Consider the following 24,818-nt stretch of genomic DNA (forward strand, 5'->3'; position numbering starts at 1 on the left):
GATGATAAATAGCTATGACCGGGTATAGTCGGCGATCTGGGCAAGCGTCAGTGTCCTTACGTCCTCGCACTCGCGCGCCGCCTTGTACCAATCGACGATCTTGTCCAGGGTTAAGTCGAGGTCCCAACGGGGCCGCCATCCGAGACGGGCACGTGCTTTTGAACAGTCGAGCTTGAGGTAGGTAGCCTCGTGCGGATGATCGCCTCCATCCAGCTGCCAGCGTGCGTTGTCACCCCACCGGGAAGTCATGCGCTCGACAATCGCCTGCACTGATTGTGCATCGGTATCATCTGGCCCGAAATTCCATGCTCCGGCGTAACGTATCCCTTCGACGTACAGTCTCTCGGCAAGCAGCAGATAGCCGCCAAGCGGCTCCAGCACGTGCTGCCAGGGGCGAATCGCGTGAGGGTTGCGGATGCTGACGATTTCGCCGGCGCCGATCGCCTTGACGATGTCCGGAATGAGACGGTCCGATGCCCAGTCGCCACCTCCGATCACATTACCGGCACGTGCGCTCGCAATTGCCACGCGATGTGTATCGTAGGCGGCTTCGTTGAAAAACGAATTGCGATACGCGGCGGTAACGAGTTCTGCGCACCCTTTGCTACTGCTATATGGGTCGTAGCCGCCCATTGCTTCATTCTCGCGGTAACCCCATTCCCATTCGCGGTTTTCGTAGCATTTGTCGGTCGTAACGACCACGACCGATCGGACACTGTGTACTTGGCGGATTGCGTCCAGCACGTGCACGGTGCCCATTACGTTGGTTTCGTATGTTTCCACCGGGCTCGCATATGACGCGCGAACGAGCGATTGTGCTGCCATGTGGATCACGACCTCGGGCTCAGCACGGCGCAGTGCGTTGAGCAACTGTCCGCGATCGCGAATATCGCTAATGACTGACTCGATACCCTCGTCCACTCGTGCAAGGGAAAACAGGTTCGGCGTGGTGTCGGGCGCGAGCGCATAACCCGTGACCTCTGCCCCGAGCGAATGGAGCCACAGCGTCAACCAGCTTCCCTTGAAGCCCGTATGACCTGTCAGAAAGACACGTTTTCCGGACCAGAACGATGGGGCAATCATGACCATACCTTCCATGGCGCCTCATTGGTCTGCCAAAGTTTTTCGAGGAGCAACTTGTCCCTCAACGTATCCATCGGCTGCCAAAATCCTTCGTGCTCGTAGGCTGCGAGGTTGCCCTGCTCGGCAAGTTGCTCGAGCGGCTCCTGTTCCCAGACGCACGCATCGCCGGGGATCAGATCGATCACTTTCGGCGACAGCACGAAGAAACCGCCATTGATCATGCCGCCGTCACCCTTCGGCTTTTCCTTGAACGACGTGACCTTGTTGTCGTGAATATCCAGCGCGCCAAAGCGCCCAGGCGGAAACGCGGCCACAAGGGTGGCGAGTGCGTTGCTCTTCTGGTGATACTCGACGAGTCGGGTGATGTTGACGTCACTCAGGCCGTCACCATACGTGAAACAGAACGCTGCCTCGTCCTTGACGAAATTCTTCACGCGACGAAGACGCCCCCCCGTCATGGTCGATTCGCCCGTATCAACCAGCGTGACTTTCCAGGGTTCCGAATATTGCTGATGCACCTGCATTTCATTGGTCCGCATATCAAAAGTGACATCGGACATATGCAGGAAGTAATTCGCGAAATACTCCTTGATCATGTAGCCTTTGTAGCCGCAGCAGATCACGAAGTCGTTCACACCGTAAGCGGAATAAATCTTCATGATGTGCCAGAGGATCGGTTTCCCGCCAATTTCGATCATCGGCTTCGGGCGGTTGACCGTATCCTCCGAAATGCGCGTTCCCAGCCCACCCGCAAGAATGACTGCTTTCATCAGAATCCTGTGTTGAACGTCGAGCGGCTAGCCGCCCTGCCCTGGAAGGAGATAACAGCGGATGCCCTACTCAACCAGCGTGACGAGCCGGATAGTCATCGCGACTCGCATGTTGATGTCGCGATGGGACAATTTGGAGGAACTGTTTCACTTCGTCTGACAACCAAAATATTTGAGCCGGATGCACTGGTTAGCAACCTTGCCGGACACGTCGAGGGTGCAAGGGTTGTACGAAAATGCAAAAGATACGGCTTTCAGATGTCAGGATTGTCGCGCTGCGGGTGGAACATCAGTTGTCTCGGACGCCATCAAGGGCGGCTGATGGGAGACATCTCGAGGGATGAACGCACTTTGCCGAGCCGACGCATCTCGTCGATGGATCGGAAGCCCACGCGACAACCATGTATCTAAACGTGAAATTACAACAGATTCCCGCTCGGAGCGAAAGTAGTCGCAACCCGTATCAGGCATGCAGGCAACTGCAGACTCCCTGGTCTGACGCCATTTCCATACGCGCGATTCGTGTTGCCCCGCTTCATTCCTGACGCATGAATCCTGTCGGCGGTCAAACTATTCCCGAACATTCGCCGCCCGGCGAGCGCCGCCGGTTCTGACCTCGCGGGAATTGTCCCCATAACGCCCACCACCCGCATGCACCGCCCCGCAATGGTCGCCGCTCACTGGATCAACCCCGTCCTGACCTGCGGCATCAGACTCGCATTCACGCCCGTCACGGCAAACGTCCCCGTCGGCGACGCCCCGGCCGGCAGCACCAGCAGACTGCCGTCCCCGAGCCGATTCGCATCGACGACGATCTGGTTCGCCGCGCAACCATTCGTCAACAACCAGACCGGCAAGCCGGCAATCGACGAGAACGTGTTGCCCGTCACACTGAACGAACAGACGTTCCCGTACGCCCGAAAACCCGCATAGCCGGAGCCCGACACGCGGTTGTCCGCCACCGTGACATCCGACACGGTTCCCGACCACGTATCTAGCTCGATCGCGGCCTGCTGCGTCGGCTGCAGCCCGTTGTTCACGTTCGCGTTCTGGATGTTGGTCACGGTATTGCCCTTGATGACGACGTTCGAAGACCCGTAGGTTTTCCAGCTGTCTTCCTGCGCGACCAGAATCCCCGCCGCCTTCTCGACGCCGTCGACCGTATTGTTCGAGATCGTTACCGCCTGCCCGCCGACGACGGTGATGCCGCGCCCCCACGCGTTGCCCGACACCGCGTTATGGTCGATCAGCACGTTGTTGCTCAGGCGGCCGTCGCCGAGATAGCTGACCACGGCGATCAGATCGTCGCCGGTGCCGGCCACCGTATTGTTCTGCACCAGCACGTTGGCCGAACCGTAAGTCGTATGGATGCCGTCGGCCAGCGTCGCCCGCACGGTATTGCCCACGATCGCGATACCGTTGCCGCCGAACACGAAGATCCCGGCGCTCGCTCCACCCTGGATCGTCACGCCGAGCACCTGGACGTCCGAGCCCGTCACCTCGACTTTCGTCGACTCGGGCGTCGTGAGGCGCGTCGTGCCGGTGCCGGCCAGCGTCACGCCGACGAGCGTCGAACCGGCACCGCGCATCACGATCGTCTGGTCGGCCGGATTCGTGGCGGCCAGCGTCGCGCCGTATCCGGAAATCACCGCCTGGGGCGCCGTCACGGCAAGCGAATGCCCGACGACGTAGCGTCCCGGTGCGATGACCAGGCGTTGGCCGGCGCGCAGGCTGTCGAATGCCTTCTGCAACGCGTCGGCCTGGTCGCTGCCGTCGGCGGCCGGGAAAACCGTCACATCGGCAACGGGAACGGGTGCGGTGCCATTGGAAGGCTGACGCGTCGCACCGGACGCCGTACCGGTCGCCCCGGCGGTCGACACAGGGCTGCCGGAATTCGTTGATGAAGCCGATGCACCGGATGCAGGACCGGCAGGTGCGATGGACGATGTCGATGTGCCCGCAACGGTCTGCGTGCCTGCGGCAGCGTTGTCGTCACCGCCGCCACATGCGGCAAGACAAAGGCAGAGCGCGGCAAACGTCGCCCGATCGACTGTACGCATACGAAGTTCCGCTAGCCCAAATTGGCGTCATCGTAAGTACGCTTGATCACTTTGTAAATGAATTCCACATTTCACCTGTGAAATATTTCGTTATCCTCTTTCATTCATCGCTGCGTCATCACGACGACATGCGACACGCGATCGCACCCTGACCGAGCGCGATCGACATGTATCGGAGATTACGTAGAATCCCGAACCTTCATCTGCACACGGACCTCGACCATGATTCGAACACTCACGGCCCTGGCCATGTTTTCGGCGCTGATCTGCACGGCTAATGCCGCCGATGTCGCAAGCGCGACCGGCACACGCTGATCGCGATGCGCGAGCAGACGGTCGCCGCGTTACGCGCGCGCCTTGGCGACGATGTGGTAACCGGCGAGCTCGCCGCGCACGCGAACCTCGATGCGATCGGGCGCTTCTACGCGACGCTGCAACAAGGGATGTCGATTCAGACGCGCTCCGGCGCGAGCCGTCGCGATCTGGAGGTGGCCGCGCAAACCGCGCTGGCCGCATGGCCGGCGCTCGCGGACGCGAGCGGCGGATAGCGTAACGGGCTCCGGAGAGAAACCCGCAAGACCGCGCGGTCATGCAGCGGCAAGCGCCCCCGCATGACCGCGCCGGTCGGTGCGTTACTGCGTGACGGCGTGCTGCACGTCCTTCGACGCATGCCACACGCGGTAGCGCACGTCAAAACCGTCCGGTACGTATACGACGAGCGGCAGGCGGCTGTTGTAGCGCAGCAGCTGACCGTCACCGCGCACCTGCACGAAGCGCTGCTGCGGCGCCTGGCCGGGGCAGGCCATCAGCGTCGATGCCGGCCCCTTCACGTCGGTCAGCCGGTAATACGTATAGCCCCAGCCCTTCACGTCCTCGGCGGTCAGCTCGCCGCCGAACCATTGCTGGTTGCAGTCGGTCTGCAGCGTCTTGCCGATCATCAGCTCGACGCGCGCGTCGCCTTCGTTCTCGAGCGCAGGCAACGCGATCACCGCGCGCTGCTGGCCAGCCGCCGGCTGCGGGAACATCTTGATCGATTCTGCCGACACGGCGGGCGCCGATGCGGGCCCGGCCGCGCAGGCGGCGGCAGCGGTCGTCACGCAAAAGGCGGCCAGGACGGCCCGGATCGCGAATTTCATCGATGTGCTCCTGATAAACAAAATAGGCCCCGATGCTAACACTTTCGTCGCACGACCTTACGAGGCTGTAATTTGACGACACAATTGCAAACAGCCGGCAATCCCCGCGCGCGGTACTTATAGGGGAACCAACGGAGATCATCATGCTGAAGCTCATTGCCGCCGCCGGCGTCGCCACGCTGCTGGCCGGGTGCGTCGTCGGGCCGGACGCCGGATACGGATACGGCTACGGACCGACCTACTATTCCGATCCGGGCTATGCGTACGGCCCGGCCTACGCACCGTCGCCCGTGTACGGCACGGTCAACATCTGGGGCGGTGGCGGCGGGCGCGACTGGGACCGCGACCGCCGCGGCTGGGATCGCGGACGCGACGGCTGGAATCGTGACCGCGGCGGCTGGGACCGCGACCGCGGCGAGCGCGCCCGTCATGGCGGCTGGGGCCGCGGCGACGGACGCCGCGCCGACTGGAATGACGGCGGCGGGAACGGCCAAGGCAACGGCGGCGGCCATCGCCACTGACGCAATTGCAACCGTTTGTATCCGCACACGGTTCACACGAGACCGAAACGAACCGATAGACGACCGCCAAAACACGAAGGCCCTCGCATCACTGCGAGGGCCTTTTGTCGTCCGCCCTGCCGGGAGTCCGGCAACGCCGGCGATGCAGCGCCGAGCCTGCCCACTCGTCAGACGCGCGCCCGCTTACCACCCGGCCGGCCGCGCATAGCCGCCCGACACCGGCGCGCCGCACACGTACGGGCGCTGATAGCGGTCGTAGCAGTAGTCCGGGCCGTCGTCCTGGTACTGCGCCTGCTGATAGGCCGGATAAGCCGGCTGCTGGTAAGCCGGTGCCTGGTAGTACGTCGGCGGCTGATAGGCCGGTGCCTGATACATCGGTGCCTGGTACGCGACGGGCGGATTCATCGCCGACGTCACGATCGCGCCGAGCACCGCGCCGCCGATCAGTGCGCCGATGATGGCGCCCCCGTCGCGGCCATGCGCGGACGCCGGGCCCGCCACGGCGAGCGAACCGGCGAGGACACATACTGCGGCAATTCTTTTCATGATGGACTCCCACGCGAAGTGGTATTCGATGTGATGCATTGTGGCTGCGCACGGCCGTAACAGATGCAGCAAGTGGTAACGCGCCATTACGCGTATCACGCACACCGAAATGCGGCACCGCCGTGCTACGATTTTCGGCACACAGGAGACGCCTTCATGCAGCCCGAAACCGCCCGCCGTTTCGATACCGAATTCGCGCCGCGCATTGCGCAGGCGATCGCCGCCTACTTCGCCGATCACGTGCTGACCGGCGTCGTCCCATACGGCGGGCACGGGCAACCGACGCGCGTGCAGATCCGCAGCGCGCCGCACGAACACGTGAGCGGCTTCGCGCATCCGCTGAACCTCGAGCTGACCTGGGACACCGACGAGATCGAACGACTGATGGCACCCGACGGGCCCGCGCGATTCGAGCACTACCTGAGCGCGCTGCCGAGGAAACTGAGCGCATGGCAGGGCGCGCGCGACATCGATCTCGCGTCGCGCACGCAGGCCGACCCGCTCGTGCGGCTCGGCGGTCTCGACTTCGAAGGCTGAGCGCACGCCCCGGCCGCCGGCCGGACGCTGGCGGCGTCGCGCGAAACGGTCCGGTGATACACTCGACCGGTCCCGCTCCGGCGCCGCCAGGCTGACCGGACCGTTCACCGCCGCCGCCACCCGCGAGCATGGTTGCGCACGCAACCGGCATCCGGGCACGCGGACAATCACGCCTTCGCTCCCGTCATGAACGCCGATACCGGCCTGCCGCTTCCGCAACGCTACTGGGCAATCGTCTGCGTCGCACTGGGCATCACGCTCGCCGTGCTCGACGGCGCCATCGCGAACGTCGCGCTGCCGACGATCGCGCGCGACCTGCACGCGTCCGATGCCGGGTCGATCTGGATCGTCAACGCGTACCAGCTCGCGGTCACGATCACGCTGCTGCCGCTCGCGTCGCTCGGCGAACGCGTCGGCTATCGCCGCATCTACATCGCCGGGCTTGCGCTCTTCACCGCGGCGTCGCTCGGCTGCGCGCTCGCCGGCTCGCTGCCCGTGCTCGCCGTGATGCGCGTGATACAGGGGTTCGGTGCAGCCGGCATCATGAGCGTGAACGCCGCGCTCGTGCGGATGATCTACCCGTCGTCGATGCTCGGGCGCGGGCTGTCGATCAACGCGATGGTGGTCGCGCTGTCGTCGGCGATCGGCCCGACGGTCGCATCGGCGATCCTGTCGTTCGCGTCGTGGCCCTGGCTGTTCGCGGTCAACGTGCCGATCGGCATCGCCGCGGTGTTCGGCAGCCTCCGGGCGCTGCCGGCCAACCCGCTGCACGACGCGCCGTACGACTTCCCGAGCGCGCTGATGAACGCATGCGTGTTCGGCCTGCTCATCATGGCCGTCGACGGGCTCGGTCACGGCGAAAGCCACGCGTACGTCGCAGGCGAACTGGCGATCGCGTTCGCCGTCGGCTACTTCTTCGTGAAGCGGCAGCTGTCGCAGCCGGCGCCGCTGCTGCCGGTCGATCTGATGCGCATCCCGATGTTCGCGCTGTCGATCTGCACGTCGGTTGCGTCGTTCACGTCGCAGATGCTCGCGTTCGTCGCGCTGCCGTTCTGGCTGCAGCATTCGCTCGGGTTCTCGCAGGTCGAAACCGGCCTCTACATGACGCCGTGGCCGCTCGTGATCGTATTCGCCGCGCCGCTTGCCGGCGTGCTGTCGGATCGCTACTCGGCCGGCATCCTCGGCGGAATCGGGCTCGCGCTGTTCGCGGCCGGGCTGCTGTCGCTCGCGACGATCGGCGCGCATCCGGGCACCGTCGACATCGTGTGGCGGATGGCGCTGTGCGGCGCAGGTTTCGGGTTGTTCCAGTCGCCGAACAATCGCGCGATGTTGTCGTCGGCGCCGCGCGAGCGCAGCGGCGGCGCGGGCGGGATGCTGAGCACGGCACGCCTGACGGGCCAGACGCTCGGGGCCGCGCTCGTCGCACTGATTTTCGGGCTGGCGCCCGACCGCGGGCCGACGATCGCGCTCTATGTCGCCACGGTGTTCGCGGCGCTCGCCGCGGTGGTCAGCATGCTGCGCATCGCGTCGCCGCGCCCCGACGCGACGACCTGACGCCGCCGCGCGCGGCGCCCGCCGGTCACGCGGCGTCGAGCGCGTCCATCACGAAGCGCACACGCGCCTTCACGCTCACGCACGGCAGCTCGATCAGCCGATACCCGTAGGCCGTATAGCAGTCGACCATCGCGTCGTAGGTGCGCACTGCCTCGGCGAAATCCTGCCGGCGCTCGGTGTCCCGCGTGTAGATGTCGGGCCACGGCGGCGCGATGAACACGCGCCGGTGATAACGGAAGCGCCGCGCCGCAGCCTCCGCATGCGCGGGCACCGCGAGGCCCGTCAGACGCAAGTAGCCGATCACGTCCGGCACGCCGCGGTCGAAGAACACGGGCCCGCGCGCGCCTCGTGCGAGATGATACGAACGCATCTCCCAGTTCAGCATCTGCTCGGCAAACGCGGCCCGGTCGCGCCAGGGCAGCGCCGGACCGTCGATCGCCATCTGGTCGCGGATCACACCTCGCCCGGCCTCGTGCGAGCGCGCGAAACCGCAGCGCTCGAGCGCATCGAGCAGCGTGCTCTTGCCGGAGCCGGGGCCGCCCGTGACGACGAAGAAGCGGGCGGACGCCGCCTCCGCGCCGCCCTCCTCCATGCGCTCAGACATGCACGGCTCGCCGGCCCGCGCGCTGCGTGACCGACGCGGCCGCCGCGACGCTGCGCAGGTCGGCGACGAACGTATCGCGCCAGACCGACAGATTGTTCTCGCGCAGGCGCGCGAGGTTCTCTTCGTGACGCGCCTGCCGCTCGGCGAGCGGCATCGACAGCGCGCGCTCGAGCGCGTCGGCCATCTGCGACAGGTCGTAAGGATTGACGAGCAGCGCGCCGGTCAGCTCGGCCGCCGCGCCCGCGAACTCCGACAGCACGAGCACGCCCGGATCGGCCGGATCCTGCGACGCGACGTATTCCTTCGCGACGAGATTCATCCCGTCGCGCAACGGCGTCACGTAGCCGACCTGCGACATCCGGAAGAAGGCCATCAGCAGATTGCGCTCGTACTTGCGGTTCAGGTACTGGATCGGCGTCCAGTCGAGCTGCGAGAAGCGGCCGTTGATGCGGCCGGCCTCGCCTTCGAGCGTTTCGCGAATGCGCTGGTAGGTCTGCACGTCGGACCGCGTCGGCGGCGCGATCTGCACGAGCGACACGCGCCCCTGCCAGCCCGGCGCGTTGGCGAGCATCCGCTCGAACGACTGGAAGCGTTCGACGAGCCCCTTCGAATAGTCGAGCCGGTCGACGCTCATCACGAGCTTGCGGCCGGCGAGCGCATCGCGCAGCATCTTCACCGGCTTGCGCGAGCCGTACTGGACGGCCGCCTCGGCGATCGCATCCGGATGCACGCCGATCGGATAGGCGGCGACCTTCACGACGCGGCCGTGCGCATGCAGCATCCCGTCGTCGCTCGCCGCGCCGATGCCGCGCCGCTCGATGTAGTCGGTGAACGCCTGCTTGTCGGCATCGGTCTGGAAACCCGCGATGTCGTATGCGCACATGAACTTCACGAGCTCCTCGTTCGGCGGCACGACGCGCAGCATGTCGGGCGACGGAAACGGGATGTGCAGGAAGAAGCCGATCGGGTTCTTCACGCCGAGTTCGCGCAGGCAATGCGCGAACGGCAGCAGGTGATAGTCGTGCACCCAGATCAGGTCGTCGGGCCGCAGCAGCGCGGCGAGTTGCTTCGCGAGCATCGCGTTCACGCGCAAATAGCCGGCATACTCCTGCCGGTCGAAGCGCGCGAGATCGCCGCGGTAGTGGAACACCGGCCACAGCGTCGCGTTCGAGAAGCCGCGGTAGTACTGATCGTAATCGCGCCGGGTCAGCCCGAGCGTCGCATACGTGACGTTGCCGTCCCGCTGGATCGCGGGTGCGGCGTCGGGCGTACCGACGATCTCGCCGTTCCAGCCGAACCAGACGCCGCCGGTTTCCTTCAGCGCGTCCATCACGCCGACCGCGAGGCCGCCTGCGCTCGGGCGCGTGTCCTCGCCGGCGGCGACACGGTTCGATACCACGATCAATCTGCTCATGCGGCTTCCCCTCCTCGATTCGATTGGATGACGCGCGGCGCGCGCCAAGGCAGACGCGACGGCCCGAAGGCGGTCGCGCGGCGATTCAGATGTGAGCGATGCAACAAAGAGCGCAATGAAATGCGGCGGCGGAATGCAACGGCGACGGCATCAGGCGTCCTGCTCCTGGCCGAGGTCGCGTTGATAGTCGAGCCCTTCCGGGCGTGCGCCGCCCTGGTTGTGATCGCCGTCGGACGGCGTCTCGTCGGGCGCGCCGGCCGGCGCGTCGGTCTGCGGACGCGGGCGCTCGGCACCCGCATCGGGCGGCCGGGGAGAAAACCGTTTCGAACGGCGCATGGCTGGGTGTCTCATATGCAACGCGGCTCGGGGCCGTCGTAGAAACATTCCATAACAAAACAGTCTAGGTGCCTTGCTCGCATGCCACGGTAACAATTGCCTTCAATTTGTAACGTTTCGACCCCCGCTCAGCCAACTGTCCGACAATAGCGCCGCGCGTACGCGCGCGAGCCGTCGCCCGCCGATTTGTCAAAGCTTTGCAATTTTCCTATGACAATTGCGAAACAATGACGCGGCATGGGGCGCGCATGCGCCGCCGCTCACCCAGACAGGACTTGCACTCAGGGATGAACATTCGTTTCGAACCGCCGCGTCGGGCCATGCCGGCGCGCATCGTGCTGGCCGCGATCGCCACGGCCACACTGCTGTCCGGCTGCAACTCGCTGTACAGCGAAGGCGCGACTGCCGGCGCCGGTATCGCGGGCGCCGCGATTGCCTCCAAGGTCACCAGCAACGCCGCCGTCGCGACGGGTATCGGCCTCGGCGCCGTCGCCGGCGCGCGTGCGGGCGTCCAGTACACGCAGCGGGTTGCGCACCGCTACACGCAGGAGCAGATCGCGAAAGCGGCCGGCCCGCTCGACGTCGGCGGCGTCGCGCCGTGGACGACCCGCCACTCGTTCCCGATCGAGGACGACGAACAGGGCCGCGTGACGGTCAGCCGGATGATCAGCATCGGCCCGCTCGACTGCAAGGAAATCGTGTTCGCGGTCGACACGCCCGCGAAGGCCGACAAGGCCGCCGAATCGGCGTTCTACGTCGCCACGATCTGCCGCGACGGCCCCGCGTGGAAATGGGCGTCGGCGGAACCCGCGACCGAACGCTGGGGCGCGCTGCAATGAGCGTCGCGATCCGTATCGCGGCGATCGGCGCGCTGTGCGCGGCCAGCGCCGCGCTGTCGGGCTGCGGCTCGGTCGGCGCGGCGAGCGGCGCGCTCGCCGGCGCGGCGACGGGCCTCGTCACCGCGAACCCGGCCGTGGGCGTCGGTGTCGGGATCGCCGTGCAAGCGGCGACCGACGAAGCCGTCAACCGCACGATGAAACAGCTCCATCAGAATCAGCAGGACGCGATCGCGAAAGCGGCGGGCAGCCTGGCCGTCGGCGAAGTGAAGCCGTGGAAGGTGAAGAACACGCTGCCGCTCGAAAACGGCGAAGGCGAGGTGCGCGTCACGCGTGCGTACTCGACGGCGCTCGCGCTGTGCAAGGAATTCGCGTTCTCGGTGAAGGACGGCGACAAGGCCGACTGGTATTTCGCGAATGCGTGCCAGCAAGGCACGCACTGGAAGTGGGCGTCGGCCGAACCGGCCGTCGACCGCTGGGGCAACCTGCAGTAACGAGGCGATGCGCGGCGCACGACACGCGCGGCGCATGCGAATGCCGGGCCCTGCGGCCCGGCGCGATGGCTCAGGACTCGACGTCCTCGAGACTGAAGATTTCGGTCTGGTCGTTGTACGAGAAGATCTCGCCGTAACGGCCCCAGTCGATCACCGCGTCGAGCGTTTCCTCGGCCGCACCGTCCGACAGAAAATCCTCCAGCTCCTGCTCGAAGCGCACGCGCGGCGCGCGATGGCCCGGGCGCTCGTTCAACACCTTCTTGATCCGCGCGGCGAGCGGCACGTGCTTCAGCAGATGATCCGCGAACATCAGCTTGCGCTCCTGCGTGCCGAATTCCGCGAACACGCGCCCCGGCGGCGTCAGGAACACGTCACCTTCGCGCACGTCGGCGAAGCCGAGGTATTGCAGCACTTCGGCGATCGGGAACAGGTCGTCGACCTCCAGATGCAGCGTGCGTGCGATTTCCGGCATGTCGGCGCGGCCGTGGTACGGCGCCATCGCGAGCGTCTCGATCAGGCCGGCCATCAGGTTGGTCGACACGCGCGGCAGCCAGCTGCCGAGCTCGAGCCCCTTCTTCGTCGCCTCGCCGGTCTGGCGTGCGGTCATCTTCGCGTAGATGTCGTCGACGAGCTTGCGGAAGGCCGGGTCGAGACGGTTGCGCGGATGCTTGAACGGCACCTTGATCTCGGCGATCACGCGGCCCGGGTTCGACGACAGCACGAGAATCCGGTCGCACATGAACACCGCTTCCTCGATGTTGTGCGTGACGATCAGCACCGACTTGATCGGCATGCGGCCTTGCGTCCACAGGTCGAGCAGGTCGGTACGCAGCGTTTCGGCCGTCAGCACGTCGAGCGCCGAGAACGGCTCGTCCATCAGCAGAATCGTCGGGTCGACGACGAGCGCGCGCGCGAAGCCCACACGCTGACGCATGCCGCCCGACAGCTCGCGCGGGTATGCGTTCTCGAAGCCGTCTAGACCGATCAGGTCGATCGCGGCGAGCGCGCGTTCGCGCCGCTCGCGCGCGCCGACGCCGAGCGCTTCCAGCCCGGCTTCCACGTTCTGCAGCACGGTCAGCCACGGGAACAGCGCGAAGGTCTGGAACACCATCGCGACGCCTTCGGCCGGGCCGGTCAGCGGCTTGCCGAGGTAGGTCACTTCACCGCCGGTCGGCTCGATCAGCCCCGCGATGATCCGCAGCAGCGTGGATTTGCCCGAGCCCGAACGGCCGAGCAGCCCGACGATCTCGCCTTCGCGCAGCGACAGGTTCGCGTCGTCGAGCACGAGCAGTTCGCCCTGCGTCTTGTTGAAGCCGCGGCAGACGTGATCGACGCGCAGGATTTCCTCACCGAGGCGCGGCGGCTGGGACGTCTGGACGGGGGCGTTTACAGCATTCGGATTGTGCATCGCGTTTCGCTCTCAATCGGTCTCAGTCGAGCCGCAGCTTCGCTTCGGCGAAGGCATACAGCGGGCGCCACAGCAGGCGGTTGAACAGGGTAACGAACAGGGACATCACGGCGATGCCCAGGATGATCTTCGGAAAGTCGCCGGCGGCGGTGGTCTGCGCGATATAGGCGCCGAGGCCGTGCGCCTCGATCCGGGTCGTGCCCCACTGCACCGCTTCCGACACGATGCTCGCGTTCCACGCGCCGCCCGATGCGGTGATCGCGCCGGTCACGTAGTACGGGAAGATGCCGGGCAGGATCGCCTGGCGCCACCACTGCCAGCCGCGGATCCGGAAGTTCGTCGCGGCTTCGCGATAGTCGTTCGGATAGGACGTCGCGCCCGCGATCACGTTGAACAGGATATACCACTGCGTGCCGAGCACGATCAGCGGCGACAGCCAGATGTCGGCGTTCAGGTGGAAGCGCGCGATCACGATCACGAACACCGGGAACAACAGGTTTGCCGGGAACGCGGCGAGGAACTGCGCGAGCGGCTGCAGCTTCTCGGCGAGTTTCGGGCGCAGCCCGACCCACACGCCGACAGGCACCCAGATCACGGACGCGATCGAGATCAGCACGACCACGCGCAGCAGCGTGATGAGCCCGAGCACGATCACGTGGCCGACTTCGGCCATCGTCACGCCGGTCGACACGAAGCTGACGACACGCCACACGATATAGGCCGTGCCGAGCAGCACGAGCACCGCCCACGCGATGTCGACGGTGCGCGACGCCTTCTTCTCGACCTTGGGCAGCGTGAAGCGCATCGCGCCCGACACCGGCAGACGCAGCGGAATCCGCGCGGCCTTCGCGAAGAACCAGCCGGCCGGCACGAGCAGTTGATGGATCAGGCGCGTACGGCGCACGAGGTCGAGCAGCCAGGATTGCGGCGCGTCGCCCGACGCGGTGTTCTCCATCCGGAACTTGTCGGCCCACGCGATCAGCGGGCGGAACAGGAACTGGTCGTAGGCCAGGATCACCACCGTCATCGTCAGGATCACCCAGCCGATCGCGCCGAGGTTCTTGTCCGAGATCGCCTGCGCGAGATACGCGCCGATCCCGGGCAGCGTGATGGTCTGGTTGCCGACGGTGATGGCCTCCGATGCGACGACGAAGAACCAGCCGCCCGACATCGACATCATCATGTTCCAGATCAGCCCCGGCATCGAGAACGGCACCTCGAGCTTCCAGAAGCGCTGCCACGACGTCAGGTGGAAGCCGCGCGACACTTCGTCCAGATCGCGCGGCACCGTGCGCAGCGACTGGTAGAAGCTGAACGTCATGTTCCAGGCCTGGCTCGTGAAGATCGCGAAGATCGCGGCCAGTTCGGCGCCGAGCACGCGGCTCGGGAACAGCGCGAGGAAGAACGTGACCGTAAACGAGATGAAGCCGAGCACCGGCACCGACTGCAGGATGTCGAGGATCGGGATCAGCACCATGCCGGCGCGGCGGCTTTTCGCGGCGAGCGTGCCGTAGATCAGCGTGAACGCGAGCGACGCGACCATCGCGGCGAGCATCCGCAGCGTGGTGCGCAGCGCGTATTCGGGCAGGTTCGACGGATCGAGCGAGATCTTCTGGGTTTGAAGGGTCCCGATCGGCGCCATCGTTTCATGAAAGCCGACGACCGCCATCGCGATCAGGCAGATGATCAGCGGGAACGCGATGAAGTCCCACCGGTTCGGCAGAACGCGCCACGCGGACGCGTTGGCGGTCCGGTTCGGATTGAAGAATCCGACGTCCATCAGGCGCCCTCCCCGGTAAGGCCGAACGAAGCCGGCAGACGATGTTGATTCATGGCAAAGCGCACGGGCGCGGTAATTCGACGCGGTAATTCGATTGATTCACGATCTGACGCCGGCGCGAGGCGCCGTGCGTGCACGCTGCGCCCCCGGCGCGGCGAGTCGGGCCGCGACGGCACGACACTACACCAACCTGTATTTCAGGTTCAACCGTCCGGGGCCGGCGCGGCGCCATGCGACGCGCGGACGGCGCACGGATCGTGCCCGGCACGCGGGCGAACAGCAGGCGTGCGATGCGGAGCAGCCCGGCCGCAGTCCTCCGGCCGGCATGCAGGCCCCGAATTATGCCGTGATCCGGGCCGGCCGGGAACCCGCCAGCCGCATGCGGACGCAAACCATGCCGGACGTCATCGGACGATTGCGGCGAAGCAGGTATGATCGGGGCTAGCCCCTGGCGTCGGTGTCGACCACAGCCGCCAGGGATCGACCGACCAGCGGGAGGAAGGGAATGGCAGGAAACTTGGTGATCGTCTGCCGCGATCAGGATGCCGATGCGTTCTACGAGCTGATGCAGGAATATGGGTCGTTCCAGACGCGGCTGTCGTCGACGGCATGGTACCTGAACATGAACGTCGTGCCGGAATCGCTGCAGGACGAGATTCTGGAGCGCCTTGGCCGCTATACGACCGTCTATATCTTCGAGGCCACGAGCGTGACCTACAACACCATCGACAGCAACGCCGCCGAGACGCTCGGCACGCTGTTCGGCGAATGATGCCGCGCGGCGCCTGCCCGGCAGGCGCCGCATCCGCCGCTTACGCGGCCTGGGCGTGCAGTTCGTCCTTCGGCACCACGTCGAACGGGAACGTCATCGCCACGCGCAGGCCGCCCTCGGGACGATTGCCGATCTCGCACGCCCCGCCCAGCCTCAGCACCAGCCGCTCGACGATCGCGAGCCCGAGCCCGCTGTGGCCATTGCCGCCGCGCGCGGGGTCGAGCCGCACGAACGGCCGTGTCGCGGCCGCCAGGTCGCGCGGCGCGATCCCGCCGCCGCTGTCGCTGACCGACAACACGTAACCCGTCGGCGTACGCAACGTCTCGATGAGCACGGGTGGCGCGCCGTACGCATGCGCATTGTCCAGCAGGTTCGACAGGATCCGGTCGAGCGTCGCGGTCGGCAGGCGGAAACCTTCGTCGGCGGCCAGATGCGTCTGGACCGCCGGCGCGTTCGGTGCGACCGCGCGATAGCTGCGCGCGATCCGCTCGCAGGTCTGGTCGACCGGCACGGGCTCGCTGCGGTCCGCCCCGCCGTGCGCGAACACGAGGAACTGGTCGACGATGTGCGACATCGAGTCGACATCGCGCACCACGCCGTCGCGCAGCCGCGCGTCGTCCATCATTTCCGCGCGCAGGCGCATCCGCGCGAGCGGCGTGCGCAGGTCGTGCGCGACGCCAGCCAGCATCACCGCGCGATCGCTCTCGGCCTGCGACACCTGTTCCACCATCTGATTGAAGCCGTGCGTGAGCTGGCGCAGCTCGCGCGGGCCGCGCTCGCGCAGCGGCGGCACCGGCTGGCCGCGGCCGAAGCGCGCGACCGCGCGCGCCAGCGAACGCAGCGGCTGCTGCAGCTGCCAGGCCGCGAACAGCGCGGCGATCACGCCTGCCGAGAAGATCGTGCCGAGCCACAGCAGCATCCGGTCCAGCGAGCGCGGCGGGCGCAGCGGCTGCACCGGCACGACGATCCAGTTGCGGTCGGTCGGCTCCTTGACCCACAACACCGGCGGGTGGCCCGGCGCGCCGATCTCGACCAGGGTGCCGGCCGGCATGCGCTCGCTCACGTCGTCGCGAAAACGCTTGAGCGGCGCCGGCAGATTCGAGCCTGCGCTCGTCGGCACGTCGGGACTGTCCGGCGACACCAGCCGCACCCGCGACGGCAGCGGCTGGTCGGGCGTGCGCTCGACGTGCTGGCGCACGGCGTCGACGAGGAAGGCGGCCTCCTCGACCGCGTAACGCGTCTGCATCTGGCTGCGCTCGAGGCGCATCGCGAAGAACCACGCGAAGTGCGACAGGAGCAGCACGCCGACGACCAGCAGCGCCAGCCGTCCGAACAGTGAATCAATGGGTTTGCGCATGGGCCTCGCCGTCGGGCACGAACACGTAGCCGCGCCCGCGGACCGTCTGGATGAAGCGCGGCGTCGACGGATCCGTTTCCAGGATGCGGCGCAGGCGCCACACCTGGACGTCGATGCCGCGGTCGGTGCCGTCGTACTCGGGCCCGTGCAGCAGCTCGAGCAACCGCTCGCGCGTGAGCGTGCGCAGCGCGTGGTTCACGAAGATCTTCAGCAGCGCGAATTCGCTGCTCGACAGCGTTGCCGGCTTGCCGTCGACCGCCAGCGTGCGCGCCTGGAAGTCGAGCACGAAACGGCCGAACGCGAACGGCTCGCGCTGCTCGGGCGCCGCCGCCGACGGCGTCGCCCGGCGGCGGCGCAGCACCGCCTGCACGCGCGCGAGCAGCTCGCGCGGGTTGAACGGCTTGCCGAGGTAGTCGTCCGCGCCGAGCTCGAGCCCGACGATGCGGTCGACGTCGTCCGCGCGCGCCGTCAGCATGATCACGGGGATGTCGTCGCCGGCCGCGCGCAGCTGGCGCAGCGCGGTCAGGCCGTCCACGCCCGGCATCATCAGGTCCAGCACGATCAGGTCGGGCCGCTCGCGCTCGAGACGCTTCTCGAGCGTCGCCGCGTCGTGCAGCACGGACACTTCCATCCCCTGGCGCACGAGATAGTCGCGCAGCAGGTCACGGAGTTCTTGGTCGTCGTCGACGATGAGGATCTGGGTAGTCATGGCTCGAAGTTTACCGCGCGAGTGCGGAGTCGAAGAACGAAACAAAGGAACGAAAGGGTTACTGCGGGTTACGGCGCAAGGGAACTGTAATGCACCGTAACCCGGCAGCCACCCCGCGTAACACCCGCCGGGACACGCGCCGCTAACCTGCGTCTTACCGGATGCGGCACACGCGTCACCCGCGCACCGCATCGCCGGACCCTTTGGATACAGGAGTTTCTGAAATGTATAAGAAGACTTCCCGCGTGGCCATCGCGGCCGCCACCGTGCTCGCTCTCGCATTCGGCACCGCGCATGCCGCGCCGCCCAACGACATGCCGCCGCCGGGCGGCCCCGGCATGCACCAGATGCACGGCGGCCATGACGGCGGCCCGTTCGGCGTGATCATGAAGCTGCACGATCAGTTGAAGCTCAACGCATCGCAGGAGCAGCAATGGCAGACGGCCGTCAACACGATGAAGCAGAACCATGAGGCGATGCGCAAGAGCCACGAGCAGATGCGCGAGCAGTTCAAGGCGCAGCAGAATCAGCCAATCCTTGACCTGAACGCGATGCACGCCGCCCGCCAGCAGGCCGAGCAGCAGAATGCGCAGCTGCGCGAGCAAAGCTCGGCCGCCTGGCTCGCGTTCTACAACGGACTGAACGACCAGCAGAAGACGACGGTCAGCACCGCGCTGAAGCAGCAGTTCGCGCGGATGGAACAGCGTCACGAGAAGATGAAGGAACGCTGGCAGGAGCACCGCGCGGCCAAGGCCGCGTCGGCGCCGGCGCAGTAAGCCGGGGGCCGCCTCCCCGGGCGGCTTCGCAGGGGACGCGGGTACTCGGCCCGCGTCCCCTGTTTCGTTTCAAGCGACGTCGAACAGCAGCACCTCGGCTGCCCGTCCGCGTGCGAACGCGACCGCGTCCACCCCGGCGATCCGCGCGCCGTCGCCCGCGGCCAGCGCGTGGCCGTTGACCTCCACGTCGCCACGCGCCACATGCACATAAGTGCCACGTCCGGCCGGCACACCGAATACCGCCTCCTCGTCGCCGTCGATCAGCCCCGCGAAAATCCGCGCATCCGCACCGATCGACAGCGCGCCGTCGCCGCCGTCCGGCGACGCGACGAGCCGCAGGCGGCCGCGCTTCTCGTCGTCGGCGAAATGCCGCTCCGCGTAACCGGGCCGCCCGCCGCGCTCGGCCGGCTGCAGCCAGATCTGCAGCAGATGCAGCACCCGGTCGCGCGACGCATTGGTTTCGCTGTGCATGAGCCCCGTGCCGGCACTCATCCGCTGGATGCCGCCGGCCCGCACGATGGCGCCGTTGCCAAGGCTGTCGCGGTGCGCGAGCGCGCCGTCCAGCACGTAAGTGACGATTTCGAGGTCGCGGCGCGGCTGCATCCCGAAGCCGCGCGTCGGTGCGATCCGGTCCTCGCTCAGCACGCGCAGCGCGCCGAACGGCGGATGGGCGGCCTCGGCGTCGCCGACAGGCGGAAAGCTGTGACTCGACTCGAGCCAGCCTTGGCGCGTGTGGCAGCGGTCGGCGGCGCGGCGGATCTGGAACATGGGGCGGGCACTCCGGCAGGCAGACATTCTTTCTTCGGGTTTACCTGCACTGTAGGGGCGCGCCAAGCGCGCCACAATCCGCAGCCCGCGCACTGCATCGTTGCACCCACGAATCCAATCGGCGCAATGCTCGTTGCGAATACCACGATTGCCGCAACGCCCGGATCGAAGAATCCATCGGTCGCGCCGGATTGCCGTTTTCCGGGTATCGCGTTCGGGTAAAATACCGCCCTTTTGGCGTTCGCCCGTCCGGTGAGCGCCGTTGCCCGCGCGCCGAAACACGAATTTTGGCCGTCTAGAATACGCCGCGGCGCCCGGCCCGACCGGCCGCGAGCGCCCCCCGGAAGTGAGCGACAAAAGGATGGAAATGAAGAAGGCCGCCCTGTGCGCCGCCCTCGCCCTCGTGGCGGGCAGCGCCTTCGCGAAAGAATGGAAGACCGTGCGGATCGGTGTCGATGCCAGCTACCCGCCGTTCGAGTCGACCGCGCCGAGCGGCGAGATCGTCGGTTTCGACGTCGATCTCACCAAGGAAATCTGCAAGCGCATCAACGTGAAGTGCGTGTGGGTCGCGCAGGATCTCGACGGGATCATTCCCGCGCTGAAGGCGAAGAAGTACGACGTCATCGTGTCGTCGCTGACCGTCACGGACAAGCGTCGCGAGCAGATCGACTTCTCCGACAAGGTGTACGACGCGCCCGCGCGCATGATCGCGAAGGCCGGCTCGCCGCTGCTGCCGACGGTCGCGTCGCTCAAGGGCAAGCGCGTCGGCGTCGAGCAGGGTTCGACGCAGGAATCCTACGCGAAGGCGTACTGGGAACCGCAAGGCGTCACGATCATTCCTTACCAGAACCAGGACCAGGTCTATGCCGATCTCGGCTCGGGCCGCCTCGACGCGACGCTGCAGGATGAACTGCAGGCCGACTACGGCTTCCTGCGCACGCCGCGCGGCAAGGGCTTCGCGTTCGCCGGTCCGGAAGTGAAGGATCCGAAGACGATCGGCGACGGCACCGCGATCGGCCTGCGCAAGGAAGACACGGACCTGAAGCTCAAGATCAACAAGGCGCTGGCCGACATGCACAAGGACGGCACGTACGACCGGCTGTCGCACAAGTATTTCTCGTTCAGCGTCTACTCGGCTCGCTGAGCGCAGACAATGACGGGAAGCGGATGCGGGGGCGCCCCGCGTCCGGCAGTACAGGCAGTCCACCACGCGCCGCCCGCCCCTCGCCCGCCGCTCCCCGCGACGGGCTGGCCCGGCACCGTTGCCGGGGCGGACGGTCATGATACGCACGGGGCGTTCCGCGCAGCTTGGCGGGCGCGTCTTTCGCGGCGCACCGCGTGCGCCGTCCGGGACCACACCAGGGACCACATATGTTTCTACAAGGCTACGGCCCGCTGATCCTCGCAGGCACCTGGCAAACCGTCAAACTGGCGGTGCTTTCGCTCGCGCTGTCGTTCCTGCTTGGCCTGCTCGGCGCGGGCGCGAAGCTGTCGCGCAACCGCTTCACGAACGGCGTCGGCACCGTCTACACCACGTTGATCCGCGGCGTGCCCGACCTCGTGCTGATGCTGCTGCTGTTCTACAGCCTGCAGATCTGGCTGAACATGGCGACCGACGCACTCGGCTGGGACCAGATCGACATCGATCCGTTCCTCGCCGGCGTGCTCGTGCTCGGCTTCATCTACGGCGCGTACTTCACCGAGACCTTCCGCGGCGCATTCCTGTCGGTGCCGCGCGGCCAGCTCGAGGCCGGCAGCGCGTACGGGATGACCAACTGGCAGGTGTTCACGCGGATCATGTTCCCGCAAATGATGCGCTTTGCGCTGCCGGGCATCGGCAACAACTGGCAGGTGCTCGTGAAGTCGACCGCACTGGTGTCGATCATCGGCCTCGCGGACGTCGTGAAGGCGTCGCAGGACGCCGGCAAGGGCACGCTGCGGTTCTTCTTCTTCACGCTGATCGCCGGTGCGGTCTACCTCGCCATCACGACGATCTCGAACTTCGTGCTGATTTGGCTCGAAAAGCGCTACTCGACCGGTGTCCGCAAGGCTGACCTATGATCGAACTCATCCAAGAATACTGGCGCAACTACCTCTACACCGACGGCTTCCGGATCACCGGCGTCGCGATCACGCTGTGGCTGCTGGTCGTGTCGATCGGCCTCGGCTTCTGCCTGTCGGTGCCGCTCGCCGTGGCCCGCGTGTCGAAAAGGAAGTGGCTGTCGGGCGCGGTGTGGCTCTACACGTACGTGTTCCGCGGCACGCCGCTCTACGTGCAATTGCTGCTCTGCTACACCGGCCTCTACAGCCTGCAGGTCGTGCGCGGCACGCCACTGCTCGACGCGTTCTTCCGCGACGGGATGCACTGCACGCTGCTCGCGTTCACGCTGAACACCTGCGCGTACACCACCGAGATCTTCGCGGGCGCGATCAAGGCGACGTCGTACGGCGAGATCGAGGCCGCGCGCGCATACGGGATGTCCACCTTCACGATGTATCGCCGCGTGATCCTGCCGTCGGCGCTGCGCCGCGCGCTGCCGCTCTACAGCAACGAAGTGATCCTGATGCTGCACGCGACCACCGTCGCGTTCACCGCGACCGTGCCGGACATCCTGAAGATCGCGCGCGACGTGAACTCGGCGACCTACATGTCGTTCCACGCATTCGGGATCGCCGCCCTGCTCTATCTCGCGATCTCGTTCACGCTCGTGTGGCTGTTCCGCCAGGCCGAGCGTCGCTGGCTCGCGTATCTGCGCCCGCAAGGCAAGTAAGTTTTCGCAGGACTATTGATGAATTCCCAGACTCAAAAGCTTTTCGTCGACGATCTGCACAAGCGGTACGGCGACAACGAGGTGCTCAAGGGCGTGTCGCTGAAGGCGAACTCGGGCGACGTGATCAGCGTGATCGGCTCGTCCGGTTCCGGCAAGAGCACGATGCTGCGCTGTATCAACTTCCTCGAGCAGCCGAACGCGGGCCGCATCATCGTCGACGGCGAGGAAGTGCGCACCACGCCGGACAAGACGGGCGCGCTGCGCGCGGCCGATTCGAAGCAGCTGCAACGCGTGCGCACCAAGCTGTCGATGGTGTTCCAGCATTTCAATCTCTGGTCGCACATGAACGTGATCGAGAACGTGATGGAAGCGCCCGTCAACGTGCTCGGCATCCCGAAGAAGGAAGCCGAAGACCGTGCGCGCGAGTATCTCGAAAAGGTCGGCCTCGCGCCGCGCGTCGAGAAGCAGTATCCGTCGCATCTGTCGGGCGGGCAGCAGCAGCGTGTCGCGATCGCGCGCGCGCTGGCGATGCATCCGGACGTCATGCTGTTCGACGAGCCCACGTCGGCGCTCGACCCGGAACTGGTCGGTGAAGTGCTGAAGGTGATGCAGAAGCTGGCCGAGGAAGGCCGCACGATGATCGTCGTCACGCACGAGATGGGCTTCGCGCGCAACGTGTCGAATCACGTGATGTTCCTGCACCAGGGGCGCGTCGAGGAGGAAGGCGTGCCGTCCGAGGTGTTCGCCAACCCGAAGAGCGAACGCCTGCGCGGGTTCCTGTCGGGCAGCCTCAAGTAACGCGCGCGACGACACGCGAACGGGCGCCATGCGGCGCCCGTTTTGCGTTTACACGGCGTCCACCGGTGCGCCGTCGGCGAACGCGCGCAGCGCATCGCCCGCGAGCCTGTAGCGCACCCATTCGCTTTGCGGCGCCGCGCCGACGCTTTCGTAGAAGCGGATCGCCGGCTCGTTCCAGTCGAGCACGCTCCATTCGAAGCGCCCGCAGCCGGTGTCCACGGCGATGCGCGCGAGCGCCTTCAACAGCCGCAGCCCGGCACCCGCGCCGCGAAAGCGCGGCGATACGTACAGATCCTCGAGATACAAGCCCTGGCGGCCGAGCCACGTCGAATACGACGAGAAATACACGGCGAAGCCGGCCGGCTCGCCGTCGACCTCGCAGATCAGTGCGCGCGCGGGCGTTCCTTCGCCGAACAGGCTGCGCTCGAGCGACGCAGGTGTCGCGACCACTTCATGCTCCGCCTTCTCGTAGATGGCCAGCTCGGTGATGAAGCGCAGGATTTGCGGCACGTCGGCGACGGTGGCGGAACGAATGTCGATTTGCACGGTGAGGAGCCCTCCTTCGGCCCGGACTGAAAACGGAATGCGGCGCCCGCGCAAGCGTGCCTGGCGTCGGACAGATCGACATGCTACGTTCGCGGTTCAACTGCAGGAAGTGCAGTTTCTTCATCTGGACATGAACATGATGCATCCCGACCTGCGCCGTCTCGACCTGAACCTGCTGCTCGCGTTCGACGCGTTGTACCGCCACAGGTCGGTCGCCGCGGCCGCGCACGAACTGGCGATGAGCCCGTCCGCGCTGAGCCACGCGCTCGCCCGGCTGCGCGACGCGATCGGCGATGCGCTGTTCGTGCGGCTCGGCAACGAGATGCAGCCGACCGTGCGCGCCGACGACATCGCCACCTGGGCCGGCGATGCGCTCGACACGATGTCGAAGGGGCTCGCCCGCGCGCGCCGGTTCGATCCCGCGCAAAGCGACCGCACGTTCGTGTTCGCCGCGAGCGACTACACGGCATTCGCCGTGCTGCCGGCGTTGCTGGCGCGCATCGAGCAGGTCGCCCCGCGGCTGCGGATCCGCGTCGTCCACTCCGACCGCAAGATTTCGATCGACGAACTCGCGGCCGGACGCATCGACTTCGCGCTCGGCTATCACGAGGAATCGGCCGGCGACGCGCCGGGCATCGAGGATTTCGACTGGTTCTCGGACGACTACGTGGTGATCGCGAGCGCCACGCATCCGGACATCCGCCGGCGGCTGACGCTCGACCAGTACCTCGCGGCACGCCACGTGGTCGTCACGCCTTGGAACGAGTCGCGCGGCGTCGTCGACTACGTGCTCGACCGGCTCGGCCTCGCGCGGCAGGTCGCCGTGCAGTTGCCCAGCGTGCTGGCCGCGCCGTTCGTGATCGCGGAATCGGCACTCCTGATGACGGTGCCGAACCGCGCCGCGCAGGCGCTGCGCCACGCGGCGCCGATCCGCATCTTCCCCGCACCGTTCGAGATCCCGCGCTACACCGTGAAAATCTACTCGCACGCGAAGCACGCGCGCACCGACGCGCACCGATGGCTTCGCGCGCAGTTGCTCGACGCCCGGGCGGCATCCGCTTGAGCCTGGCGCGCGTCCACGGCGGGCGGCGGTCAGCCGTTGCCGGACAAGCGTTTCGGGCCTCGCCCGGCAACGGCTGACCGCCGCCAAATCATTACGAAATACTTACCAGTTTCGTCTCTGCGGCGCTTACGCTCGTGCCCCGATGGCGTCAATAGTGGCAATCCTTGACCCATGCTTAT

General features: G+C 66.5%; 27 protein-coding genes. 13 read left to right on the plus strand and 14 right to left on the minus strand.

Going from position 1 to position 24,818, the window contains the following annotated elements; all coding sequences use genetic code 11:
- Positions 1 to 12: 12 nt before the first annotated feature.
- The 3 genes from rfbG to WS49_RS10245 form a co-directional block, all read right to left on the minus strand.
- Positions 13 to 1,098: a CDP-glucose 4,6-dehydratase gene (rfbG, locus tag WS49_RS10235; protein ID WP_257127717.1), complete on the minus strand. Its 1,086-nt coding sequence runs from the start codon at positions 1,096 to 1,098 to the stop codon at positions 13 to 15.
- Positions 1,080 to 1,853 carry a glucose-1-phosphate cytidylyltransferase gene (gene rfbF, locus WS49_RS10240; protein ID WP_059527428.1) on the minus strand — a complete coding sequence of 258 codons (774 nt, stop codon included), beginning with the start codon at positions 1,851 to 1,853 and terminating at the stop codon, positions 1,080 to 1,082. The genes rfbG and rfbF overlap by 19 nt, the downstream gene beginning before the upstream one ends.
- Positions 1,854 to 2,530: 677 nt before the next feature.
- The gene (locus WS49_RS10245) at positions 2,531 to 3,793 is read right to left on the minus strand and encodes a right-handed parallel beta-helix repeat-containing protein (RefSeq protein ID WP_373557191.1); all 1,263 of its coding nucleotides are present in this window, start codon (positions 3,791 to 3,793) and stop codon (positions 2,531 to 2,533) included.
- A gap of 440 nt (positions 3,794 to 4,233) precedes the next feature.
- On the opposite strand from WS49_RS10245, the gene WS49_RS10250 reads away from it, so the two are divergent.
- On the plus strand, positions 4,234 to 4,461 hold the full coding sequence (locus tag WS49_RS10250; RefSeq protein WP_373557190.1) for a hypothetical protein: 228 nt from the start codon (positions 4,234 to 4,236) through the stop codon (positions 4,459 to 4,461).
- An 84-nt stretch (positions 4,462 to 4,545) separates the two neighbouring features.
- On the opposite strand, the gene eco is transcribed toward WS49_RS10250, so the two are convergent.
- Entirely contained in the window at positions 4,546 to 5,049 is a 504-nt protein-coding gene (eco, locus tag WS49_RS10255) for a serine protease inhibitor ecotin (protein ID WP_059527434.1), read from the minus strand.
- A 143-nt stretch (positions 5,050 to 5,192) separates the two neighbouring features.
- Between eco and WS49_RS10260 the strand changes: the two genes are divergently transcribed.
- Positions 5,193 to 5,570, plus strand: a complete 378-nt coding sequence (locus tag WS49_RS10260; RefSeq protein WP_059527437.1) for a hypothetical protein — start codon at positions 5,193 to 5,195, stop codon at positions 5,568 to 5,570.
- A 183-nt stretch (positions 5,571 to 5,753) separates the two neighbouring features.
- Here the strand turns inward: WS49_RS10260 and WS49_RS10265 are convergent, their stop codons facing one another.
- Positions 5,754 to 6,116 carry a hypothetical protein gene (locus WS49_RS10265; RefSeq protein WP_059528291.1) on the minus strand — a complete coding sequence of 121 codons (363 nt, stop codon included), beginning with the start codon at positions 6,114 to 6,116 and terminating at the stop codon, positions 5,754 to 5,756.
- A 156-nt stretch (positions 6,117 to 6,272) separates the two neighbouring features.
- Between WS49_RS10265 and WS49_RS10270 the strand changes: the two genes are divergently transcribed.
- Together WS49_RS10270 and WS49_RS10275 are read left to right on the plus strand one after the other, a co-directional pair.
- On the plus strand, positions 6,273 to 6,653 hold the full coding sequence (locus WS49_RS10270; RefSeq protein ID WP_059527440.1) for a DUF5594 family protein: 381 nt from the start codon (positions 6,273 to 6,275) through the stop codon (positions 6,651 to 6,653).
- A 186-nt stretch (positions 6,654 to 6,839) separates the two neighbouring features.
- Entirely contained in the window at positions 6,840 to 8,207 is a 1,368-nt protein-coding gene (locus tag WS49_RS10275) for an MFS transporter (RefSeq protein WP_059527443.1), read from the plus strand.
- Positions 8,208 to 8,232: 25 nt separating this feature from the next.
- Here the strand turns inward: WS49_RS10275 and WS49_RS10280 are convergent, their stop codons facing one another.
- The 3 genes from WS49_RS10280 to WS49_RS10290 all read right to left on the minus strand — a co-directional run bounded on the left by WS49_RS10280 (position 8,233) and on the right by WS49_RS10290 (position 10,561).
- Entirely contained in the window at positions 8,233 to 8,811 is a 579-nt protein-coding gene (locus WS49_RS10280; RefSeq protein WP_059527446.1) for an AAA family ATPase, read from the minus strand.
- Complete coding sequence (otsA, locus tag WS49_RS10285) at positions 8,804 to 10,225, minus strand: alpha,alpha-trehalose-phosphate synthase (UDP-forming) (protein ID WP_059527449.1); 1,422 nt, start codon at positions 10,223 to 10,225, stop codon at positions 8,804 to 8,806. Before otsA ends, WS49_RS10280 begins: the two co-directional genes overlap by 8 nt.
- Before the next feature lie 150 nt (positions 10,226 to 10,375).
- Positions 10,376 to 10,561, minus strand: coding sequence for a hypothetical protein (locus tag WS49_RS10290; RefSeq protein WP_059527452.1), 186 nt, complete (start codon positions 10,559 to 10,561; stop codon positions 10,376 to 10,378).
- Between the two features lie 248 nt (positions 10,562 to 10,809).
- Between WS49_RS10290 and WS49_RS10295 the strand changes: the two genes are divergently transcribed.
- Positions 10,810 to 11,400: a hypothetical protein gene (locus tag WS49_RS10295; protein ID WP_257127716.1), complete on the plus strand. Its 591-nt coding sequence runs from the start codon at positions 10,810 to 10,812 to the stop codon at positions 11,398 to 11,400.
- Entirely contained in the window at positions 11,397 to 11,891 is a 495-nt protein-coding gene (locus WS49_RS10300) for a hypothetical protein (protein ID WP_059527457.1), read from the plus strand. Before WS49_RS10295 ends, WS49_RS10300 begins: the two co-directional genes overlap by 4 nt.
- A 70-nt stretch (positions 11,892 to 11,961) precedes the next feature.
- Here the strand turns inward: WS49_RS10300 and WS49_RS10305 are convergent, their stop codons facing one another.
- Together WS49_RS10305 and WS49_RS10310 are read right to left on the minus strand one after the other, a co-directional pair.
- The gene (locus WS49_RS10305; protein ID WP_059527459.1) at positions 11,962 to 13,299 is read right to left on the minus strand and encodes an ABC transporter ATP-binding protein; all 1,338 of its coding nucleotides are present in this window, start codon (positions 13,297 to 13,299) and stop codon (positions 11,962 to 11,964) included.
- Between the two features lie 22 nt (positions 13,300 to 13,321).
- Complete coding sequence (locus tag WS49_RS10310; RefSeq protein WP_059527462.1) at positions 13,322 to 15,079, minus strand: ABC transporter permease; 1,758 nt, start codon at positions 15,077 to 15,079, stop codon at positions 13,322 to 13,324.
- A 505-nt stretch (positions 15,080 to 15,584) separates the two neighbouring features.
- On the opposite strand from WS49_RS10310, the gene WS49_RS10315 reads away from it, so the two are divergent.
- On the plus strand, positions 15,585 to 15,851 hold the full coding sequence (locus WS49_RS10315) for a double-stranded DNA-specific endonuclease (protein ID WP_006398649.1): 267 nt from the start codon (positions 15,585 to 15,587) through the stop codon (positions 15,849 to 15,851).
- Positions 15,852 to 15,891: 40 nt separating this feature from the next.
- Here WS49_RS10315 and WS49_RS10320 read toward each other — a convergent pair whose 3' ends face one another.
- Both WS49_RS10320 and WS49_RS10325 read right to left on the minus strand, forming a co-directional pair.
- Positions 15,892 to 17,208, minus strand: coding sequence for an ATP-binding protein (locus WS49_RS10320; protein ID WP_059527465.1), 1,317 nt, complete (start codon positions 17,206 to 17,208; stop codon positions 15,892 to 15,894).
- The gene (locus WS49_RS10325; RefSeq protein ID WP_059527468.1) at positions 17,192 to 17,917 is read right to left on the minus strand and encodes a response regulator; all 726 of its coding nucleotides are present in this window, start codon (positions 17,915 to 17,917) and stop codon (positions 17,192 to 17,194) included. Before WS49_RS10325 ends, WS49_RS10320 begins: the two co-directional genes overlap by 17 nt.
- Positions 17,918 to 18,141: 224 nt before the next feature.
- Here WS49_RS10325 and WS49_RS10330 point away from each other — a divergent pair, with 224 nt between their 5' ends.
- Complete coding sequence (locus WS49_RS10330; protein WP_059527471.1) at positions 18,142 to 18,693, plus strand: Spy/CpxP family protein refolding chaperone; 552 nt, start codon at positions 18,142 to 18,144, stop codon at positions 18,691 to 18,693.
- Between the two features lie 69 nt (positions 18,694 to 18,762).
- Here WS49_RS10330 and WS49_RS10335 read toward each other — a convergent pair whose 3' ends face one another.
- Positions 18,763 to 19,461, minus strand: a complete 699-nt coding sequence (locus WS49_RS10335) for a pirin family protein (RefSeq protein ID WP_059527476.1) — start codon at positions 19,459 to 19,461, stop codon at positions 18,763 to 18,765.
- A gap of 367 nt (positions 19,462 to 19,828) precedes the next feature.
- On the opposite strand from WS49_RS10335, the gene WS49_RS10340 reads away from it, so the two are divergent.
- The 4 genes from WS49_RS10340 to WS49_RS10355 all read left to right on the plus strand — a co-directional run bounded on the left by WS49_RS10340 (position 19,829) and on the right by WS49_RS10355 (position 23,030).
- Positions 19,829 to 20,605 (plus strand): ABC transporter substrate-binding protein, encoded by a 777-nt coding sequence (locus tag WS49_RS10340; RefSeq protein WP_059451025.1) that lies wholly within the window; start codon positions 19,829 to 19,831, stop codon positions 20,603 to 20,605.
- Positions 20,606 to 20,832: 227 nt separating this feature from the next.
- Entirely contained in the window at positions 20,833 to 21,522 is a 690-nt protein-coding gene (locus WS49_RS10345; RefSeq protein ID WP_059527478.1) for an ABC transporter permease, read from the plus strand.
- Positions 21,519 to 22,232 (plus strand): ABC transporter permease, encoded by a 714-nt coding sequence (locus WS49_RS10350; RefSeq protein ID WP_059527481.1) that lies wholly within the window; start codon positions 21,519 to 21,521, stop codon positions 22,230 to 22,232. The genes WS49_RS10345 and WS49_RS10350 overlap by 4 nt, the downstream gene beginning before the upstream one ends.
- An 18-nt stretch (positions 22,233 to 22,250) precedes the next feature.
- Entirely contained in the window at positions 22,251 to 23,030 is a 780-nt protein-coding gene (locus tag WS49_RS10355) for an ABC transporter ATP-binding protein (RefSeq protein ID WP_059527484.1), read from the plus strand.
- Positions 23,031 to 23,078: 48 nt separating this feature from the next.
- Here WS49_RS10355 and WS49_RS10360 read toward each other — a convergent pair whose 3' ends face one another.
- On the minus strand, positions 23,079 to 23,576 hold the full coding sequence (locus WS49_RS10360; protein ID WP_059527488.1) for a GNAT family N-acetyltransferase: 498 nt from the start codon (positions 23,574 to 23,576) through the stop codon (positions 23,079 to 23,081).
- A 136-nt stretch (positions 23,577 to 23,712) separates the two neighbouring features.
- On the opposite strand from WS49_RS10360, the gene WS49_RS10365 reads away from it, so the two are divergent.
- On the plus strand, positions 23,713 to 24,639 hold the full coding sequence (locus tag WS49_RS10365) for a LysR family transcriptional regulator (RefSeq protein ID WP_059528293.1): 927 nt from the start codon (positions 23,713 to 23,715) through the stop codon (positions 24,637 to 24,639).
- Positions 24,640 to 24,818 lie beyond the last annotated feature (179 nt).

Origin of the sequence: Burkholderia sp. RF7-non_BP4 (genome assembly GCF_001521935.1) — a bacterium.
Taxonomy (GTDB): domain Bacteria; phylum Pseudomonadota; class Gammaproteobacteria; order Burkholderiales; family Burkholderiaceae; genus Burkholderia; species Burkholderia diffusa.

Coding starts and splice junctions, on each gene's coding strand:
- WS49_RS10355 (WP_059527484.1), top strand. CDS start 22,251: ATGAATTCCCAGACTCAAAAGCTTTTCGTCGACGATCTGCACAAGCGG.
- WS49_RS10325 (WP_059527468.1), bottom strand. CDS start 17,917: ATGACTACCCAGATCCTCATCGTCGACGACGACCAAGAACTCCGTGAC.
- WS49_RS10275 (WP_059527443.1), top strand. CDS start 6,840: ATGAACGCCGATACCGGCCTGCCGCTTCCGCAACGCTACTGGGCAATC.
- otsA (WP_059527449.1), bottom strand. CDS start 10,225: ATGAGCAGATTGATCGTGGTATCGAACCGTGTCGCCGCCGGCGAGGAC.
- WS49_RS10265 (WP_059528291.1), bottom strand. CDS start 6,116: ATGAAAAGAATTGCCGCAGTATGTGTCCTCGCCGGTTCGCTCGCCGTG.
- WS49_RS10340 (WP_059451025.1), top strand. CDS start 19,829: ATGAAGAAGGCCGCCCTGTGCGCCGCCCTCGCCCTCGTGGCGGGCAGC.
- WS49_RS10250 (WP_373557190.1), top strand. CDS start 4,234: ATGCGCGAGCAGACGGTCGCCGCGTTACGCGCGCGCCTTGGCGACGAT.
- WS49_RS10290 (WP_059527452.1), bottom strand. CDS start 10,561: ATGCGCCGTTCGAAACGGTTTTCTCCCCGGCCGCCCGATGCGGGTGCC.
- eco (WP_059527434.1), bottom strand. CDS start 5,049: ATGAAATTCGCGATCCGGGCCGTCCTGGCCGCCTTTTGCGTGACGACC.
- WS49_RS10310 (WP_059527462.1), bottom strand. CDS start 15,079: ATGGACGTCGGATTCTTCAATCCGAACCGGACCGCCAACGCGTCCGCG.
- WS49_RS10315 (WP_006398649.1), top strand. CDS start 15,585: ATGGCAGGAAACTTGGTGATCGTCTGCCGCGATCAGGATGCCGATGCG.
- WS49_RS10335 (WP_059527476.1), bottom strand. CDS start 19,461: ATGTTCCAGATCCGCCGCGCCGCCGACCGCTGCCACACGCGCCAAGGC.
- rfbG (WP_257127717.1), bottom strand. CDS start 1,098: ATGGAAGGTATGGTCATGATTGCCCCATCGTTCTGGTCCGGAAAACGT.
- WS49_RS10365 (WP_059528293.1), top strand. CDS start 23,713: ATGATGCATCCCGACCTGCGCCGTCTCGACCTGAACCTGCTGCTCGCG.
- WS49_RS10350 (WP_059527481.1), top strand. CDS start 21,519: ATGATCGAACTCATCCAAGAATACTGGCGCAACTACCTCTACACCGAC.
- WS49_RS10300 (WP_059527457.1), top strand. CDS start 11,397: ATGAGCGTCGCGATCCGTATCGCGGCGATCGGCGCGCTGTGCGCGGCC.
- WS49_RS10295 (WP_257127716.1), top strand. CDS start 10,810: ATGCGCCGCCGCTCACCCAGACAGGACTTGCACTCAGGGATGAACATT.
- WS49_RS10270 (WP_059527440.1), top strand. CDS start 6,273: ATGCAGCCCGAAACCGCCCGCCGTTTCGATACCGAATTCGCGCCGCGC.
- WS49_RS10260 (WP_059527437.1), top strand. CDS start 5,193: ATGCTGAAGCTCATTGCCGCCGCCGGCGTCGCCACGCTGCTGGCCGGG.
- WS49_RS10320 (WP_059527465.1), bottom strand. CDS start 17,208: ATGCGCAAACCCATTGATTCACTGTTCGGACGGCTGGCGCTGCTGGTC.
- rfbF (WP_059527428.1), bottom strand. CDS start 1,853: ATGAAAGCAGTCATTCTTGCGGGTGGGCTGGGAACGCGCATTTCGGAG.
- WS49_RS10330 (WP_059527471.1), top strand. CDS start 18,142: ATGTATAAGAAGACTTCCCGCGTGGCCATCGCGGCCGCCACCGTGCTC.
- WS49_RS10305 (WP_059527459.1), bottom strand. CDS start 13,299: ATGCACAATCCGAATGCTGTAAACGCCCCCGTCCAGACGTCCCAGCCG.
- WS49_RS10280 (WP_059527446.1), bottom strand. CDS start 8,811: ATGTCTGAGCGCATGGAGGAGGGCGGCGCGGAGGCGGCGTCCGCCCGC.
- WS49_RS10345 (WP_059527478.1), top strand. CDS start 20,833: ATGTTTCTACAAGGCTACGGCCCGCTGATCCTCGCAGGCACCTGGCAA.